14 protein-coding genes are annotated in these 15,924 nt (G+C 73.5%); 7 read left to right on the top strand and 7 right to left on the bottom strand.

The genetic code is table 11. The features are described from left to right. Window position 1: 1 nt before the first annotated feature. Window positions 2–994 (bottom strand): CPBP family intramembrane glutamic endopeptidase, encoded by a 993-nt coding sequence (locus ACFFF6_RS08330; RefSeq protein WP_376979898.1) that lies wholly within the window; start codon window positions 992–994, stop codon window positions 2–4. Between the two features lie 114 nt (window positions 995–1,108). On the opposite strand from ACFFF6_RS08330, the gene ACFFF6_RS08335 reads away from it, so the two are divergent. Next, entirely contained in the window at window positions 1,109–2,767 is a 1,659-nt protein-coding gene (locus tag ACFFF6_RS08335) for a sensor histidine kinase (RefSeq protein WP_376979899.1), read from the top strand. A gap of 11 nt (window positions 2,768–2,778) precedes the next feature. On the opposite strand, the gene ACFFF6_RS08340 is transcribed toward ACFFF6_RS08335, so the two are convergent. Genes ACFFF6_RS08340 through ACFFF6_RS08350 form a run of 3 tightly spaced genes read right to left on the bottom strand, consistent with a single transcriptional unit; the run spans window position 2,779 to window position 5,595 of the window. After that, window positions 2,779–4,230, bottom strand: a complete 1,452-nt coding sequence (locus ACFFF6_RS08340; protein WP_376979900.1) for a glycosyltransferase family 2 protein — start codon at window positions 4,228–4,230, stop codon at window positions 2,779–2,781. A gap of 4 nt (window positions 4,231–4,234) precedes the next feature. Continuing rightward, complete coding sequence (locus tag ACFFF6_RS08345; protein ID WP_376979901.1) at window positions 4,235–5,233, bottom strand: HEAT repeat domain-containing protein; 999 nt, start codon at window positions 5,231–5,233, stop codon at window positions 4,235–4,237. Next, entirely contained in the window at window positions 5,230–5,595 is a 366-nt protein-coding gene (locus tag ACFFF6_RS08350) for a response regulator transcription factor (protein WP_376979902.1), read from the bottom strand. Before ACFFF6_RS08350 ends, ACFFF6_RS08345 begins: the two co-directional genes overlap by 4 nt. Before the next feature lie 219 nt (window positions 5,596–5,814). Between ACFFF6_RS08350 and ACFFF6_RS08355 the strand changes: the two genes are divergently transcribed. The 6 genes from ACFFF6_RS08355 to ACFFF6_RS08380 all read left to right on the top strand — a co-directional run bounded on the left by ACFFF6_RS08355 (window position 5,815) and on the right by ACFFF6_RS08380 (window position 12,527). After that, complete coding sequence (locus tag ACFFF6_RS08355; RefSeq protein ID WP_376979997.1) at window positions 5,815–6,927, top strand: thiamine pyrophosphate-dependent enzyme; 1,113 nt, start codon at window positions 5,815–5,817, stop codon at window positions 6,925–6,927. Beyond that, window positions 6,924–7,907, top strand: coding sequence for an alpha-ketoacid dehydrogenase subunit beta (locus ACFFF6_RS08360; RefSeq protein ID WP_376979903.1), 984 nt, complete (start codon window positions 6,924–6,926; stop codon window positions 7,905–7,907). Before ACFFF6_RS08355 ends, ACFFF6_RS08360 begins: the two co-directional genes overlap by 4 nt. A 36-nt stretch (window positions 7,908–7,943) precedes the next feature. Next, entirely contained in the window at window positions 7,944–9,422 is a 1,479-nt protein-coding gene (locus ACFFF6_RS08365) for a dihydrolipoamide acetyltransferase family protein (RefSeq protein ID WP_376979904.1), read from the top strand. 113 nt (window positions 9,423–9,535) lie between these two features. Next, window positions 9,536–10,222: a fluoride efflux transporter FluC gene (locus ACFFF6_RS08370; RefSeq protein ID WP_376979905.1), complete on the top strand. Its 687-nt coding sequence runs from the start codon at window positions 9,536–9,538 to the stop codon at window positions 10,220–10,222. Next, the gene (locus ACFFF6_RS08375; RefSeq protein ID WP_376979906.1) at window positions 10,219–10,626 is read left to right on the top strand and encodes a fluoride efflux transporter FluC; all 408 of its coding nucleotides are present in this window, start codon (window positions 10,219–10,221) and stop codon (window positions 10,624–10,626) included. Before ACFFF6_RS08370 ends, ACFFF6_RS08375 begins: the two co-directional genes overlap by 4 nt. Then, window positions 10,623–12,527 carry a CopD family protein gene (locus tag ACFFF6_RS08380; protein ID WP_376979907.1) on the top strand — a complete coding sequence of 635 codons (1,905 nt, stop codon included), beginning with the start codon at window positions 10,623–10,625 and terminating at the stop codon, window positions 12,525–12,527. Before ACFFF6_RS08375 ends, ACFFF6_RS08380 begins: the two co-directional genes overlap by 4 nt. On the opposite strand, the gene ACFFF6_RS08385 is transcribed toward ACFFF6_RS08380, so the two are convergent. The 3 genes from ACFFF6_RS08385 to ACFFF6_RS08395 all read right to left on the bottom strand — a co-directional run bounded on the left by ACFFF6_RS08385 (window position 12,520) and on the right by ACFFF6_RS08395 (window position 15,877). After that, window positions 12,520–13,926 carry a flavin-containing monooxygenase gene (locus tag ACFFF6_RS08385; protein WP_376979908.1) on the bottom strand — a complete coding sequence of 469 codons (1,407 nt, stop codon included), beginning with the start codon at window positions 13,924–13,926 and terminating at the stop codon, window positions 12,520–12,522. The two genes, ACFFF6_RS08380 and ACFFF6_RS08385, sit on opposite strands and share 8 nt — an antisense overlap. Window positions 13,927–14,003: 77 nt before the next feature. Then, entirely contained in the window at window positions 14,004–14,891 is an 888-nt protein-coding gene (locus ACFFF6_RS08390; protein ID WP_376979909.1) for a hypothetical protein, read from the bottom strand. Then, window positions 14,888–15,877, bottom strand: a complete 990-nt coding sequence (locus ACFFF6_RS08395; RefSeq protein ID WP_376979910.1) for an L-lactate dehydrogenase — start codon at window positions 15,875–15,877, stop codon at window positions 14,888–14,890. Before ACFFF6_RS08395 ends, ACFFF6_RS08390 begins: the two co-directional genes overlap by 4 nt. Window positions 15,878–15,924 lie beyond the last annotated feature (47 nt).

Here is a 15,924-nt window from a genome sequence, read left to right on the forward strand (position 1 = left end):
TTCAGCGCGCCCGCTCCCGCGCGGCCCGGATCCGTCCCCACGGCATGACCAGCACGCCCAGGCACGCGATGACGATCGCGCCGATCAGGCCGAGGGCGGTGTCCAGGAACAGGTTCAGCTGCGCCGCGGTCGCCTGTGTCGAGAAGATCCCGAGCATGGTGCCGAGGCCCGCGTTCAGCGCGGCGTGCGCGAAGGCCGCGGGGATCGGGTTCCCCTTCGCACGCTCGGTGATCGCCCCGAACAGCAGGTTCATCGCGATGCAGGGCACGAGGAACATGGCGATCGCCGCCGCGCGCGGTGCGCCGGGGTAGTTGTAGCCGATGAGCATGATCGGCAGGTGCCACAGCGACCAGATGATGCCGCCGAGCGCCACCGCGCGCGGCAGGCCCAGGGGCTTCAAGGCCGGCCACAGCCAGCCCCGCCAGCCGATCTCCTCGCCGAGGGCGGGCACCGCCGTGATGAGGATCCCGACCAGCATCGAGACGAGCATGACCGTGACCGCGGCGCCCGCGCCGATCTCCGTCCCGGCGGCCTCGCTCAGCTGCGCCGCCCCCAGCTGCGCCCAGCTGCGGCCCGTGAGATCCCCGGGCACGCCGCGCAGCACCATGATCACGGCCGCGATCGCATGGGCGGCGAGGACCAGCAGCGCCGCGAGCGGGGTCCACACCAGCAGGGCCTTCCATCGGCCGCGGAAGCGCAGCCCCACCCGGGTGCGCCAGGACGTCCTCTCGATCGCCTTCGCGACGATCAGCGAGGCGATCGCGGGGGAGAGCATGCCGACCGCGATCACGGGGGTGAACAGCGGATCGGCGATCCCGCGGGGCAGCCACCAGAACGGGAGCGCGAACACCCACAGCATGCCCCAGGAGATCGCGACGTAGATGCCGACGGCCTTCCAGGGGACGCGGCCGGCGATGTACGGCGGGACCGGGGTGCGGGGGAGGGGCGGGGGCGTGGCGGCGGCAGGACCGGTGATCGGCGAGGAGGTGTCCATGCCCCGATGCTCCTCCTGCCGTCAGCGCGGGACAACGAGCGCGCGCAGGCTCTGGACGATGGTCCCCGTCCGCCTCCGACCTTCGTCGCGGAGCGCCGCCGGTAGGCTCGCGACGTGATCACCGAAGGTCGAGGTCCCGGTCCTCTCCGCACGGTCCTGCGCGCCCTGCGCGAGGCCCCCTCCGGGGTGCTCGTCGCCCAGCCCTCGCTCGCGCTGGGGCACCAGCTCACCCTGTCCGCATGCCTCGCGATCGGGCTGCTGCTGATCGGGCGCGCCGATGTGGACCGGCCCGCCCTGTTCTACAGCGGCGACGTGATCGTGCACGCGCTGACCGTGCTGCTCGTGATCGGCGTGCTGATGGTGCGAGGACGATCGGCGGTAGCCGACCGAGCCGGTCGCTGGATCCTGGTGCTCGTGCCCGTGCTGGACCTGCTCGCGATCGGGGTCACCCGCTGGGGCTACCTCGACGCGCCGGTTCTGCGCGGCAGCCTCATGACGCTGCCCGCGGTGTGGCTCGCCGCCCAGATGCGCTACCGGGGCGTCGCCCTCGGAGCCGCGGCGTGCCTCCTGTCGATCCTGGCCGGGCTCCTGCTCGTCGAGCCCGAGCGCGCTGTGTCGGTCCTCGCCCGCGGCGTCTCCTCCCTCCTGCTCGTCCTCGCGCTGGGCATGGTGGTCGCCTCGATCGTCTCCCGGCTCGAGGAGACGAGCCGGCGCAACGCCCTGATCGCCGATGCCATCGGCGCCGTCGAGGTGGTCGTGGAGACCGACGGGAGCCTGCGCACCCGTGGTCGGCTGACCGGTCCCGGTCGCGGCGTGCCCATCGAGGCGCTCCTGGCCGACCCCGTGTTCTCCGAGAACGGCCGCAGCCCGGTGCGCCCGGAGCGCAATCCGCTGCGCCGGGTGCGGGAGGGGGTCGAGCTCGACGGCCAGGCCGTATGGACCCGTGCGGGCGGCGATCGGATCGCCCTGTCGGTCTCCTCGACACGCCTCGACGACGGGAGGATGCTCATGGTCGTCCACGATGTGACGACCTCGCTCGCCGCGGTGCTGCAGGAGGAGCAGTTCCTCGCCGGGATCTCCCACGAGCTGAAGACGCCGCTCACCTCGATCGCCGGATACGTCGAGCTGCTCGAGGACGAGGCGGAGGAGAGCGCGGAGCAGGGGCGGGGGATGCTCGATGCGGAGCTCGTCCGCAGCCATCTGGCGGTGATCTCCCGCAATGTGGTGCGTCTGCGGAGCCTCATCATGGGTCTGCTCGAGACGGCGCGCACGAGCACCGACCACATCGGATCGGCGAGCGCCCCCGAGATGCGCACGAGCCTCACCCGGCTGGTCGACGAGCAGCTGCAGGCGATCGCCCCGCGCGCCGCGGCCCGGCACCTGCGCATCGAGCGCCGCGGCTTCGAGGAAGAGGTCGAGCTGGTCAACGTCGACCCCGAACGGCTGGGTCAGGCGGTCGACAACCTGCTCTCCAACGCGGTCACCTACTCCCATGAGGGCGGCACGATCACCCTGAGCCTCGCGATCGAGGAGGGTCAGGCGCGTCTGCGCGTGGCCGACGCCGGCATCGGCATCGACTCCGCAGACCTCGACTCCCTGTTCACCCCGTACTTCCGTGCCCGCAGCGCGACCCGTGCAGGGATCTCCGGCAACGGGCTGGGCCTCATGATCACCCGTCGCATCCTCCGCGCCCACGGCGGAGAGGTCGAGGTCAGCTCCGTCCTCGGCGAGGGCACGACCGTCTCCCTCGTCCTGCCGCTCGCCCGCACCTGAGCCGTCGCGGCTCAGGGCGTCGATGTGAAGCCGGTGCGCGTCATCTCGCCCCACGACGGCGCCGAGCCGCGCAGCGCCTGCCACCATCCCTGCAGGCGCCACAGCGCGGTGAGCTGGCGGTAGCCCAGGTTCTCCAGGACGGCGCAGGCGAACAGGACCGCGAGGTCCCTCCCGCGGGTGCTGCGTCGGTGCGCGGCCTCCTCGATCAGCACCGCCGCGACGCTCACGAGGATACCGGCGCCCAGCGAGATCCCGAGCGTGACCAGGGTCAGGACCGGGTCGATCGCGGAGACGGCGAGGGCGAGGACGATCAGGAGCAGGCCCACCAGCTCGAACAGCGGCGCCAGCAGCTCGAAGAGCCAGAACACGGGCAGCCCCAGCATGCCGATCCGCCCGTAGCGCGGGTTCAGCAGCATCCCCCGATGCTTCCAGAGCACCTCCCACAGGCCCCGATGCCAGCGTGAGCGCTGCCGCTTCAGCACGGCGCGCGTGTCGGGCACCTCGGTCCAGCAGGTGGGCTCGGCCACGAAGACCATGCGGTAGGGGCGCCGCCGGCTCCGGCAGCGGCGATGGATCGCGAGGGTCAGCTCGAAGTCCTCCCCGATGGTGTCCGCGTCGAACCCGCCGACCTCGAGGAGCACATCCCGGCGGTACACGCCGAAAGCCCCGGAGATCAGCATGAGCGCTCCCATCCGCGACCAGCCGGCGCGCCCCAGGGAGAAGGCGCGGAGGTACTCGAGCACCTGCAGCCGGGCGAGCCAGGATCGCGGCATGCCCTGCGCGGTCACGCGCCCGGCCACGACGCGGCAGCCGTTGACGGCGCGGATGTTCCCTCCCGTGCACACCATGCGCAGCGGATCGTCGAGGAAGGGCTGGACCGCGAGCAGCAGCGCATCGGCGTCCAGGACGGAGTCGGCGTCGAAGAAGACGACGAGGTCCTTGGTGCTCGCGGCGAGCCCGGCGTTGGAGGCATCGGCCCGCCCCGAGTTCTCGGTGTCGAGGACGATCAGCGGGATCGAGGGGTCGCGGGCCTCGAGCACACCGCGGATCGCGCCGCGCACCGCCAGGCTGCCGCCCGGGCTGACCTGGCGCTGACTGGGCACCAGGTCGTAGGTGCGCCGCAGCACCTCGAGGGTGTCGTCGCGGGAGCCGTCGTTGACGACGATCACCTCGTGATCGGGATAGTCGAGCGCGAGCACCGAGCGGACCGATTCGGCGATCACGGCGGATTCGTTGTACGCGGCCATGACGACGCTCAGCCCCAGCGACACGGGAGCGGTCGCCGTCTGACCGATGTCGAGCACCTCGCGGCGCGCGGTCGAGGAGCGCATGTCCCGCCAGCCGGCGAGGACCAGGGCCCCGTGCAGCACGCTGATCGCGAGGAAGTACAGCAGGGTGGGGACGGCGGTCCACAGCAGGACGGCGCGGACGATCGCGGCGGCGTCGAGGTCCGAAGGGCCCATCGGTTCAGCTCCTGTCCTGATCATCCCGCTCGGCGCGGCCCGGCAGCAGCGGGGCGAGCAGCGGGTCCTGTCGCCGGGCGAGCTCGGCCAGCGGCGCCTCGGTGAGATCGCGGGGGAGGGCCAGCAGCGCGAGCGCGGACTGCAGACGGACGGGGCCGAGGCGGGAGCGGGTGCCGCCGACCAGAGCGGGCACCGAGCTCGCCCGGCCCACGCGGCGCAGCGCGGTCGCCGCGGCGAGCTGGACGTCCCCGGCGGGGTCCACACGCAGCAGCTGCCCGAGCTCGGGGGCATCGGCCGTGCTGGTCAGCTCGCCGAGCGCCTGCGCGCAGGCGGCGCGCACCCGGGTGGTCGGGTCGGAGAGCCCGGAGCGGATCAGGGCCAGCGCCGCGGCGTCACCGGCTCCCTGGTCGATGAGCGCGTTGACCAGCACCAGGTGCGGGATCGCGCCGCCGGTGCGCAGCAGCTCGAGCACGACCTCGGTCGAGGCCGGGGAGGGATGGGCTCCGAGCGCCCGCACGGCCACGGCGGAGACGACGGGGGAGGGATCCCGGGCGGCGCGCCGGAGCTCCTCGCGGTCCGCGGGCAGGGCGAGGGCCCCGAGGGCGCGGATCGCGGACGCGCGCACGAGGTGTCGGGAGGAGCGGGCGCGCCGGCGCAGCCGCTGCGGATGCCCGCGGTCCACGAGCAGGGTGACGATGCGCTCGCGGGCGTCGCCGGTGAGCGTGCCGAGCAGTGACAGGAGCCTCTCGTCGATCCGGTCGCCCAGGGCACCCTCGGCGCCTCGCAGGGTCGCGCGCAGCTCCGGGTCCTCGGCATCTCCCTCGGCGAGGACGAAACGGGTCACGAGCGGCCGGGCCTGGCCGTCGAGGCGGTCCCTCCGGCTCTCGGCGCGCCGCTGCAGCAGATGCACGGTGAACGCCGCCAGGGCTGCGAGGAGGACGAGGGCCCAGACGGCGGCGAGGACCGTCCACAGCAGGGCGGGCGAGAGCAGCGCGGAGATCATCGGCGTCCGAGCAGCGCCTGCACGCGGACGGCGAGCTCGCGAGGGGAGAAGGGCTTGGTGAGGTAGTCGTCGACGCCCGCGCTGAAGCCGCTCACGAGGTCGCGCTCCTGGCTGCGGGCCGTGAGCATGAGGACTCGCAGCGTCGAGCCCTCGGCGCGCAGCGCGCGGACGAGGTCGGTTCCCGTCATGCCCGGGAGCATCAGGTCCACGACGGCGAGCTCGATGTCGGGATGGGCTGCGAGGGCGTCGCGGGCGAGCTCCCCGGAGGCGGCGGCGGTGACGCTGTGGCCGGCCGAGCGGAGCTTGAGCGTGACGAGCTCGAGGATGTCGGGGTCATCGTCGACGACGAGTATGTGGGCCATATCGCCATCGTGGCATGGGAGCGCGGAGGGTCGAGGCTTCGCCTCGCAGGTTTCGCGATCGTTTCGGGAATCCGCGGAGCCGCTCCGCGGCGTCGGAGCCTCCGGATGTGATCGCGGCGGCTCGCGCGGCGTCGCCCTTGACGTTACGGTCCCGTAAGTTACGCTACCGTCGTGAGCGTCTTCCGAACCACGATCCCCGCCGTCGCGGCCGATGAGCCCATGGTCCAGCTCCTCGCCCCGGACGGCACCCGCAGCCGGCACGAGGAGTTCGACGCCGTCCTGGAGGCGGGCTCCCTGGCGACTGACGAGGCCCTGCGCGGCTACTACCGCGACATGGTCATGATCCGCGCCGCGGACCTCGAGGCGACCAGCCTGCAGCGCCAGGGCCAGCTGGGGCTCTGGGCCAGCGCACTGGGCCAGGAGGCCGCTCAGATCGGTGCCGGCCATGCGGCCAGGACTCAGGACTATCTCGTCCCCACCTACCGGGAGCATGGCATCGCCTGGGCCCGCGGGATCGAGCCCTGGCGCCTGCTGGAGATGTTCCGCGGCATCAGCCACGGCGGCTGGGACCCGCACGAGCTGCGCACCCATCCGTACATGATCGTGCTCGGGGCGCAGGCGCCGCATGCCGTCGGCTACGGCATGGGCCTGCAGCGCGACGGGCTCGTCGGCACCGGGGACGCCGAGCAGGACACGGCCGTGCTCGCCCTGTTCGGCGACGGCGCCTCGAGCGAGGGCGAGGTCTCCGAGTCCTTCACCTTCGCCGCCTCCTTCCAGGCCCCGGTCGTCTTCTACACGCAGAACAACCAGTGGGCGATCTCCGTGCCGACCGAGGTCCAGTCCCGGGTGCCGCTGGCCCAGCGCTCGCGCGGCTGGGGCATCCCCTCGGTGCGGGTTGACGGCAACGACGTCCTCGCCGTCATGGGCGCCGTGCGCATCGCGCTGGACGCGGCGCGCGCAGGGGAGGGGCCGCGCTTCATCGAGGCCCTCACCTACCGCATGGCCGCCCACACCACGAGCGACGACGCCTCCCGCTACCGTCCCGGCTCCGAGGAGGAGGCGTGGGCCGCGAAGGACCCGATCCTCCGCCTGCGCCGCCACCTCGAGCAGCTGGACGCGATCGACGAGGACTACGTCGCGACCTGCGACGAGGAGGCCCACGACCTCGCCATGCAGCTGCACCACCACATCCATGGCATGGAGGATCCGGATCCGATGGTCCTGTTCGACAACGTCTACACCGAGCCGCATCCCGTGGTGGAGGCCGAGCGCGAGGCCTACGCCCAGCACCTGGCCCAGTTCGAGGACGAGACCGAGGAGGTCGGCCGATGAGCATCGTCCAGCTCCCCATCGCCAAGGCCATCACCGCGGGCCTGCGCGATGCGATGCGCGCCGACGAGCACGTGATGATCATGGGCGAGGACGTGGGCGTCCTCGGCGGCGTCTTCCGCGTCACCGACGGCCTGCACGCCGAGTTCGGCTCCCAGCGCGTCGTGGACACCCCGCTGGCCGAGGCCGGGATCGTCGGCACCGCGGTCGGCCTCGCCTTCCGCGGCTACCGCCCCGTGGTCGAGATCCAGTTCGACGGCTTCGTCTTCCCCGCCTTCAACCAGATCACCACCCAGGTCGCGAAGATGCACTATCGCACCGGCGGGCGCGTGCGGATGCCGATGGTCATCCGGATCCCGCACGGCGGCGGGATCGGCGCGGTCGAGCACCATTCCGAGAGCCCCGAGGCGCTGTTCGCGCACACCGCGGGCCTGCGGATCCTCGCCCCGGCGACCGCGCACGACGCCTACTGGATGACCCGACAGGCCATCGAGTCCGACGACCCGGTGATCGTCCTCGAGCCCAAGCGCCGGTACTGGATGAAGGGCGACGTCGACACCGATGCCCGCCCGGAGCTCTCCCCGTGGCAGGCGCGCGTCGCCCGTCCCGGCACGGACCTCACGCTGCTCGCCTGGGGACCCAGCATGCCGCTGGCCCTGGAGGCCGCCTCGGCCGCGTCCGAGGACGGCACCGACGTCGAGGTGATCGACGCGCGCTCCCTCGCCCCCGTCGACATGGAGACCATCACCGCCTCGGTGCGCCGCACCGGCCGCCTGCTGATCGTGCACGAGGCCCCGGTCCTCGGCGGGATCGGCGGGGAGATCGCCGCGCGCGTCGCGGAGGAGTGCTTCTACCATCTGGAGGCACCGGTGCTCCGGGTCGGCGGGTTCCACACCCCGTACCCGCCTGCGCGCACCGAGCATGCCTACCTGCCCGACCTCGATCGCGTCCTGGACGGGGTCGACCGGGTCCTCGCCCACTGACGGTCCGCCGTCCTCGCACATGAAAGGATCCGCACCATGACCACTCTCGTGCTGATCACGCTGACCGATCCCGGCGAGGGCCTCACCGAGGCGGAGATCATCGACGTCAAGGTGAAGGTCGGCGACTCGATCGCCATCAACGATCCGGTGATCGAGGTCGAGACCGCGAAGAGCGCCGTCGAGCTGCCGAGCCACGTCGCCGGCACCGTCACCCGGATCCTGGTCGCCGTCGGCGACGAGGTGCCTGTGGGCGCGCCGCTGATCGAGGTCGACACGGACGGGGGTCCCGCTCCGGACGGCCCCGCCCCCGCGTCCGAGGCGGCAGGTGCCACCGTGCCCGCCGAGGCCCCCGGGAGCCCCGCGCGCTCGGCATCGGCGCCGCCCGCTGCTGAGCCCTCTCCTGCTGAGCCCTCTCCTGCTGAGCCCTCTGCCGCCGCGCCCGCCCGCGGCGAGGACGAGCCGAAGATGCTGGTCGGCTACGGCGCCTCGAGCACCCCGCAGCGACGCCGCCGCAGGCAGGTCCAGCCCGCCGCGGACACGCAGGTCCCCATCGACCGGATCCTCGCCAAGCCGCCCGTGCGCAAGCTCGCCCGCGACCTCGGCATCGCGCTCGCCGACGTCTTCGCGACCGGCCCCGACGGCACCGTCACCCGGGAGGACGTGCTGGCCGCGCAGCAGCGCGCGATCGGCGGGGACGTCGTGCACGGGCACGACGGGGACTACTTCCCCGATGAGTCCCCGCAGGCGCCCGAGCACCTCGCGGGCGCCATGAAGTCGAGCTCCTCGCAGCCGTTCTCCGGGGTGACCAGCGACGAGCGCACGACCCGCGTGCCGATCCGCTCCGTCCGCAAGCGCACCGCCGAGGCGATGGTCTCCTCCGCCTTCACCGCCCCGCACGTGACGGTCTTCAACGAGATCGACATGACGGCGACGATGGCGCTCGTGACGCGGCTGCGGGCCTCGCGCGAATGGGCCGATGTGAAGATCTCGCCGCTCGTCGTGGTCGCGAAGGCGCTGCTCGTCGCGATCCGTCGCAATCCCGAGGTCAACGCCTCCTGGGACGAGGCCGCCCAGGAGATCGTCTACAAGCACTTCGTGAACCTCGGCATCGCGGCGGCGACCCCGCGCGGGCTCATCGTCCCCAACATCAAGGATGCGCACCTGCTGACGCTGCGGGAGCTCGCGGTCGGGATCAACGACCTGGCCAAGACCGCGCGGGCCGGTCGGACCCCGCTCTCGGCGACCCGCGAGGGCACGATCACGATCACGAACTTCGGCGTGTTCGGCATCGACTCCGGCACCCCGATCCTCAACCCGGGAGAATCCGTGATCCTCGGCATGGGAGCGGTCAAGGAGAAGCCCTGGGTGGTGGGAGGCCAGATCGTCCCCCGCCAGGTCGCCCAGCTCGCCCTGAGCTTCGACCATCGCCTGATCGACGGGGCCCTCGGCGCGGAGCTCCTGCGCGACGTCTCCGCCGTCCTCGAGCAGCCCGAGCTGGGTCTGGTCTGGGGCTGATCGACGAAGGCTCCGGCCGGAGGTCGCGCGAGGTACGAGCGGGCCCGGAGACCGGTGGTGAGGAGATCAGCGGGGCTGGGAGAGGCGGGGGAGAGGCTGGGTACCCTGGTCCGGTGACCTCTCCGCCCACGCCGCGCCGCCGTGACGACCCGCGCATGCAGACCGTCGAGATGGCGGCGCTGAGCATCGCGGACGCCTCCGCGGTCCTGGGGCCGGAGCAGGCCCGCTCGCCGCTGCCGCGCTGGCAGGTCGCCCTGCTCGTGACCGGCGGCGGAGCGGTCGGCAGCCTGCTCCGCTTCGTGCTGGACCTGCTCATGCCCTCGACCGCGACCCCCACGCTGTTCGAGCTGCCCTGGTCGACCCTGGTCGCGAACGTGGTGGGCGCTCTGGGGCTGGGGCTGCTCGCCGGCGGCCTCGAGGTGCGCCGCGATGCCCCGGACTGGCTGCGCCCCGCACTGGGCATCGGGGTGCTCGGAGGGTTCACAACCTTCTCGACGGTCGTGCTCGAGGGCTCGGCGATGGTCGGAGCCGGCTTCCCGCGTCTGGCCTTCCTGTACGCGAGCACGACGATGCTCGCCGCGCTGGTGGGCATCCTCCTCGGGCTGATGATCGGGCGGGTGGCGGCGCGTGCCCGCGGCTGGGCGCGGATGGGCCCGCACATGCGCCCGTCGAGCAGCCGCCCGGCGCGCGTTCCCCGCCCCACGGTCGCACGCCCGCGCCGGCGCACGGGCGGACGCACCAGCCCGTCCTCCGGCGAGGACGAGACCCCCGTCGACGACTCCTCGAAGGATGTGCGATGAACCCCGCGCTCGCCCTGCTCCTGGTCTGCATCGGCGGAGGTGCCGGAGCCCTGGCCCGCTGGGGCATCGCGGAGGGCTGGAGATCGCTGCGCGCACGCGATGAGCGCCCCTCGATCCTGCGGGACCTGGTCCCCTGGCCCACCTTCCTCGCCAATATCCTCGCGACCTTCCTGCTGGGCGTGTTCGTCACCCAGCTCGGCGCCGCGAGCGAGGGCATCGCCCGCTACGCGTACCTGCTGCTGGGCACGGGGCTGTGCGCCTCCATGTCCACCCTCAGCACCGTCGCCTTCGAGGTCGTCGACCTGGCTCGCGGACGGATGCCGGTGATCGGCGTCGGATACCTCGTCCTGAGCATCGGCTCGGGCATGGCGGCCCTGTGGCTCGGCCTGGTCCTCGCCTCATGAGCGCCCCGTCCCGTCCCGTCCCGCCCCGCCCCGCCCTGATCCTCGGGGTCGTCCTCGCGATCGGACTGCTCTGCGCGCTGTCCGCCGTCACCGCCTCACGCGCCGCGGGCGCGAACATCGTCCTCGTCGACGCGGGCGTCCTGGCCCGGTACGGGGCGCCGGCCGCGGCGGTCGTCGCGGACCTGTCCGCCGCTCTCGCCCTCGGCGGCAGCCTCATCGGCGGCTGGATCGTGCGCGGGGACGCCGCCCGTGCCCGCGCCCTGCTCGTCGCAGCGATCTGCGCGGGGGTGTGGACGGTCAGCCAGTCGCTCGCGCTCGGCTTCTCCTACGCGATCGCGACCGGACAGCCGCTGGGCTCCGAGCGCTTCGGCTCCGACGCGGCCGTGTTCCTGGGGACCGACCTCGGGGTGTGGCTCATCGCCGGCGTCGCGATCGCCGCGCTGACCACCTCCGTCGCGCTGCTCGGCTCCTCCCGGCCGCTCGCCCGTACGGTCGCGGTCCTCACCGCTGCGGGACTGTTCGCCAAGGCGATGACCGGCCACGCCTCCGGGGACGCGAACCACGAGGTCGCGACGTCGACGATGCTCGTGCACCTGCTCGCCATGGGCATGTGGATCGGCGCGCTCGCCGTCCTGCAGCTGCTCCCCGCGGACGAGGAGCGGGACTCCGCCGCCGTGATCCGCCGCTTCTCCCACCTCGCGCTGATCGCCTGGACGGCGCTGCTGCTCAGCGGGGTATGGGCGCTCGCGGTCCGCATGACCGGTCCGGGGGACCTTCTGACCAGCATGTACGTGCAGATCGGGGTCGCGAAGGCCGTCCTGCTCGGACTGCTGGGCCTGTTCGGGCTCCGCCAGCGCCGCGTGCTCGCGGACCGGGTCCGGGCCGATGCCGCCGCGCCCGCGGCCGCTCTGCGACGCGGCGGGGAGCGGGACGGGGCGGAGCGGGCCGGCATCGCCGAGTACCGGCGTCTCGCGGTGATCGAGCTGGGACTGATGGGCCTCGCCGTCGCCCTGGCCGCCGCCATGTCCAGCTCGCCTCCTCCCGCCCAGGACGCCCCGCCCCTGACCAGCCCCGCGGGCATCCTCAGCGGGTATCCGCTGCCGGGCGCGCCGACCGTCCCGACGCTGCTCGCGACCTGGCGGCCGGACGCCTTCGCCCTCGCCGCGGCCGCGGCGCTGCTGCTCATCTGGTGGCGCCCCTCGGGGCCGGTGCGGCCGATGCGTTCGACCCGGCTGCTCCTGGGGGCGTGCGCCGCGATGGTGCTCATCACCTCGAGCGCCGTGGCGGTCTACGCGAAGGTGCTGTTCTCGGCGCATCTGCTCGAGCACGTGCTGCTGCTCCTGCTGGTGGGGCCGCCGCTCGGCGCCCTCCTCACGCTCCCCGAGACGCTGCGGTCCCGATGGGCCCCGGTGCCCGGCGCGCAGCCGTCATGGCCGCGGGTCCTCGTGACCGCGGGCCTCGGGACCGCGCCGCTGCTGGTGCTCGCCGGGATCTACGCCACGCCGCGGCTGCTGCGGCCTGCGCTCGAGGGGCATGCCCCGCATCTGATGCTCTTGCTGCTGGCCACGATCGCGGGAGCCGCGCCCGTGCTCGCGCTCCGCCTGATCTCGGGCGGAGGCGCACCCGCCGGGGCGGGGCCCGTTGCCTCCCCGGTGCCGGACCGCGGGCGCGCGCTGCTGATCCTGGGCCTGCCGCCGATGGTGCTGATCATCGGAGGGAGCCTGCTCGCCGTGGGCGGGGACCTGATCCTCGCCAGCTGGTTCGGCGCCATGGGCCGCACCTGGCGGACCGATGCCCTCGCCGACCAGCATCAGGGCGGCGCGATCGCCGCGGCCCTCGGGGTGCTCGCCCTGGCCGGGACGGTGATCGCGACCCGGCGGCGCCGTCCCGTCCTCAGCTGAGGACGGAGCGGGCGGCGCGCAGGCGCTCGAGCAGCTCGTCGCGGTCCACGAAGGGCACGAGCCCTTCGGCGACCCCGGAATCGGGGGCCGGAATGCGACGCCGCGCCTCGGAGGCCGTGTCCAGGGCGCCGCGCAGGCGCCCCAGCAGACCCTGATCGGGCACGGTGCGGCGGCGCACAGAGGCATCGGCTCCGCTGCGAAGGCGGCGGAAGGCCTCGGCCGCAGGGGCGTCGTCCCGGACGGCGCGCAGGAACAGGGCGGCCACGTCGGCCTGCTCGACGAGCACCGGCAGCACACCGCCGGTCACCCGGACCTGGCCCAGCAGCACGAGGTCGTCGCGCGAGCGGGGGAAGGCGCCCAGGAAGAGGTCCGGACTGCCCGAGGCGGTGCGGGGCAGGAGGTCATCGGACAGATAGTCGGCGCCCAGCTCGTAGCCGGTCGCGAGGATGACCACATCGGCCGCGAGCACGGACCCGTCGGCGAGGCGGAGCCGGCCCTCCTCGTCCACGCCGACCACGTCCGCGGCCGGGGTGATGCGGCCCTCGCGGATCCGGTCGGCGACGTCGTCGGAGACGATGGCGCGGTCGTCGAGGACATCGGCCGCCGGGCGCGGCAGGCCCAGGTCCGCCGGATCGCCCACGGCGCGCTCCGCCACGAGATCCGCGATCCGGGCGTTCACGCGGCCCAGCAGGGCGGGCTCGCGGGAGGCGAGGACGTCGCCGGGGACCGGGCCGATGCGACGCGGGAGGATCCAGTGGCCGCTGCGCACGGACCAGTGCACCCATCCGGCGCGGCGGGCCGCGTCGACCGCGATGTCGGCGGCGGACTGGCCCGAGCCGACCACGACGACGCGCAGGCCCTCCAGGCCGTCGCCCCCGGTCCAGTCGCGGGCGTCGAGCACCCGGGTGGTGCGCGGCAGCTCGCGGGCCCACGCGGGACGGTGGGGCCGCTGGGAGATGCCATGGGCCGCGATCAGGGCCCGGTACACGTGGACCTGGCCGTTCGACAGCTCGACCTGCCAGGTCCCCTCCCCGAAGGGGCGCGCGTAGCGCACCTCGGTGCGCGGCTGGAAGTGCTCGGTCAGACGATGCTTCGCGGCATAGGCGCGCAGGTACTTCGCCATCCGGACCGGGTCGAGGAAGCTCGGATAGGAGGCGGGCTGGATCATGTCCTCGAACTGCGTGAAGTCCCGCGAGGACACCATCTCCAGGGCGGGCCACACCGGGGAGTCCTCCCGGTCCGGGTTCCAGATCCCGCCCACGTGCGCGGCCCGGTCGACCAGGTCGAAGGGGACCTCGAGGGCCTGCAGGGCGGCGGCGGCGGCGAGTCCGGCCGGGCCGGCGCCGACGATCAGGACCTTCTCGCGCGAGGGGATCTGCTCGTCGTGGAGCGTGGACATTCGACGACCTTCCGACACGGGGAGTTCTCCGCCGCGCGCACGCGCACGGCACACCACGTCATCCTAGTGCGGGACGTTCAGGTGAGAGCGGTCAGCACCACGGACACGGCCAGCGAGATGATCACGGTGCTCATCACATGGGCGAGCACCGACTGGGCGCGCACGGCCCGCCGCGCACGCCGGGTGAGGCCGACCGGACCCGTCGGCCCCGAGGTCGTCTGCACGAGCACCGCCATGTCGAGGTACTCCTCGTAGCCGCGCTCGGCCGCGGGGATCTCCGGGAGCAGCAGGGCCGTGCCGTCGCCGTCCTCGGCGGCGTACTCCTCCGCGAAGCCGACCACGCAGCTGATCCAGGTGGCGACCACCGCGCCCGCCGTGATGACGAGGGGAAGGGCGACCGGGATCTGCGGGGGGCGCAGCAGCAGCACGATCACGGCGATGGCGCAGGTCGCGAGCATCTGCTGCGCCTCCGAGCGGGCGCCTGCGCGGCCGTAGGCCCACCGGTACCAGCGCACGGCGAGCTGCGCTCGGCGCAGCCGCACGAGCACGACGAACTCCCGGCGGTCCAGATGCGAGTACACCCAGTGCGCCAGTCCCGTGCTGATGAGCGTGTACAGGGTGATCACGCTGATGACGAGGGTCCCGATGGTCGCGAGGACCTCGGTGCGGGGAGCCTCGACGCCCCCGCGCACGCGCAGCGTCTCGAAACCGGGCAGGGGCAGCAGCAGGAAGTAGGCGAGCAGCCCGCCGAGCATGGCGACGACGGTGCGCCGTGACTCCGGCAGGAACCAGGCCCACAGCCCGCGCTCGCGGACCGAGAACCGGCGACCGCGGGCGGAGGCACGACGCGCGCGGGAGCGCGCGATCCACCCCGACCGGAGGGCGAGGGCCTGCTCCGCGAGATGGGCGGCAGCGCGTCGGGCGGCCGCCCCGGCCGCCCGCGCCCACGTCACCGGTGCGCTCAAAGGCCCAGCGTCCTCTGCACAGCGCGCAGCGCCTCGGCGGACGCCTCGAGCTTGCGCAGCTCGGCCGCGTCCATCGGCGCGTGCAGCTGGCGGATCACACCGGCGCGTCCCACCACGCTGGGCACGCTCATGGCGACGTCGTCGATGCCGAGGTGGCCGTCCAGCGGCGTCGAGACCGGCAGCACCGCGTGCTCGTCGCTCAGGATCGCCTCGACGATCCGGGCCGCGGACACGCCGATCGCGAGACTCGTCGCGCCCTTGCCCTCGATCACCGGGTACGCGGCGTGCGCGACCTCGTGCTCGAGCCGGGCGAGGTCCTCCTCCGACAGGGCGCGCTCACCGTCCGCGTCGACCCATTCGCGCAGCGGCACCTCCCCGATCGAGGCGCGGGACCACAGGGCGAACTCGCTGTCGCCGTGCTCGCCGATGATGCTCGCGTGCACGGAGCGGGAGGAGACGCCGAGCCGCTCCGCCAGCCGCCGCCGCAGGCGCGAGGTGTCCAGCACCGTGCCGGAGGACATGACCCGGCCCGCGGGCAGGCCCGCGATCCGGTCGGCCGCGAGGGCGAGGACATCGGCCGGATTGGTGACCAGCACGAAGACCGCCTCCGGCGCCTGCTCGAGCAGCGGCGGCAGGATGCTGCGCAGGATCGCCACGTTGGTGCCGGCGAGATCCAGACGGGTCTGGCCCGGCTTCTGCTTCGCGCCCGCGGTGATGACGACGACGTCCGCGCCGGCGACGCAGGAGATGTCGTCCCCGCCGATGATCCGGGCGGGGGAGGTGTGCGGGGAGGCGAGGGAGGAGCCGTGGGCGAGGTCCAGGACCTCCGCGTCCACTTTGGCCGTGGCGATGTCGTACAGGGCGATCGTGTGCGCGCTCCCGCGGAGCATCGCGGCATAGGCGACGGAGGCGCCGACGGCGCCCGCTCCGATCACGGCGAGCTTCGAGGTGCGGGGCGCGGAGGCGGGGGAGGACGGAGTGCTCATGCCCCCAGTCTGGCCGATCCCCGGCCCGCCGCCCAGGACCTTCGTCG

The sequence above is a fragment of the Brachybacterium hainanense genome, assembly GCF_042434575.1.
Taxonomy (GTDB): Bacteria; Actinomycetota; Actinomycetes; order Actinomycetales; family Dermabacteraceae; genus Brachybacterium; species Brachybacterium hainanense.

What these genes read in the sequence shown, in the direction of transcription:
- ACFFF6_RS08385 (WP_376979908.1), bottom strand. Translation starts at nt 13,926, where the DNA reads ATGTCCACGCTCCACGACGAGCAGATCCCCTCGCGCGAGAAGGTCCTG.
- ACFFF6_RS08375 (WP_376979906.1), top strand. Translation starts at nt 10,219, where the DNA reads ATGAACCCCGCGCTCGCCCTGCTCCTGGTCTGCATCGGCGGAGGTGCC.
- ACFFF6_RS08340 (WP_376979900.1), bottom strand. Translation starts at nt 4,230, where the DNA reads ATGGGCCCTTCGGACCTCGACGCCGCCGCGATCGTCCGCGCCGTCCTG.
- ACFFF6_RS08365 (WP_376979904.1), top strand. Translation starts at nt 7,944, where the DNA reads ATGACCACTCTCGTGCTGATCACGCTGACCGATCCCGGCGAGGGCCTC.
- ACFFF6_RS08330 (WP_376979898.1), bottom strand. Translation starts at nt 994, where the DNA reads ATGGACACCTCCTCGCCGATCACCGGTCCTGCCGCCGCCACGCCCCCG.
- ACFFF6_RS08350 (WP_376979902.1), bottom strand. Translation starts at nt 5,595, where the DNA reads ATGGCCCACATACTCGTCGTCGACGATGACCCCGACATCCTCGAGCTC.
- ACFFF6_RS08380 (WP_376979907.1), top strand. Translation starts at nt 10,623, where the DNA reads ATGAGCGCCCCGTCCCGTCCCGTCCCGCCCCGCCCCGCCCTGATCCTC.
- ACFFF6_RS08345 (WP_376979901.1), bottom strand. Translation starts at nt 5,233, where the DNA reads ATGATCTCCGCGCTGCTCTCGCCCGCCCTGCTGTGGACGGTCCTCGCC.
- ACFFF6_RS08360 (WP_376979903.1), top strand. Translation starts at nt 6,924, where the DNA reads ATGAGCATCGTCCAGCTCCCCATCGCCAAGGCCATCACCGCGGGCCTG.
- ACFFF6_RS08355 (WP_376979997.1), top strand. Translation starts at nt 5,815, where the DNA reads ATGGTCCAGCTCCTCGCCCCGGACGGCACCCGCAGCCGGCACGAGGAG.
- ACFFF6_RS08395 (WP_376979910.1), bottom strand. Translation starts at nt 15,877, where the DNA reads ATGAGCACTCCGTCCTCCCCCGCCTCCGCGCCCCGCACCTCGAAGCTC.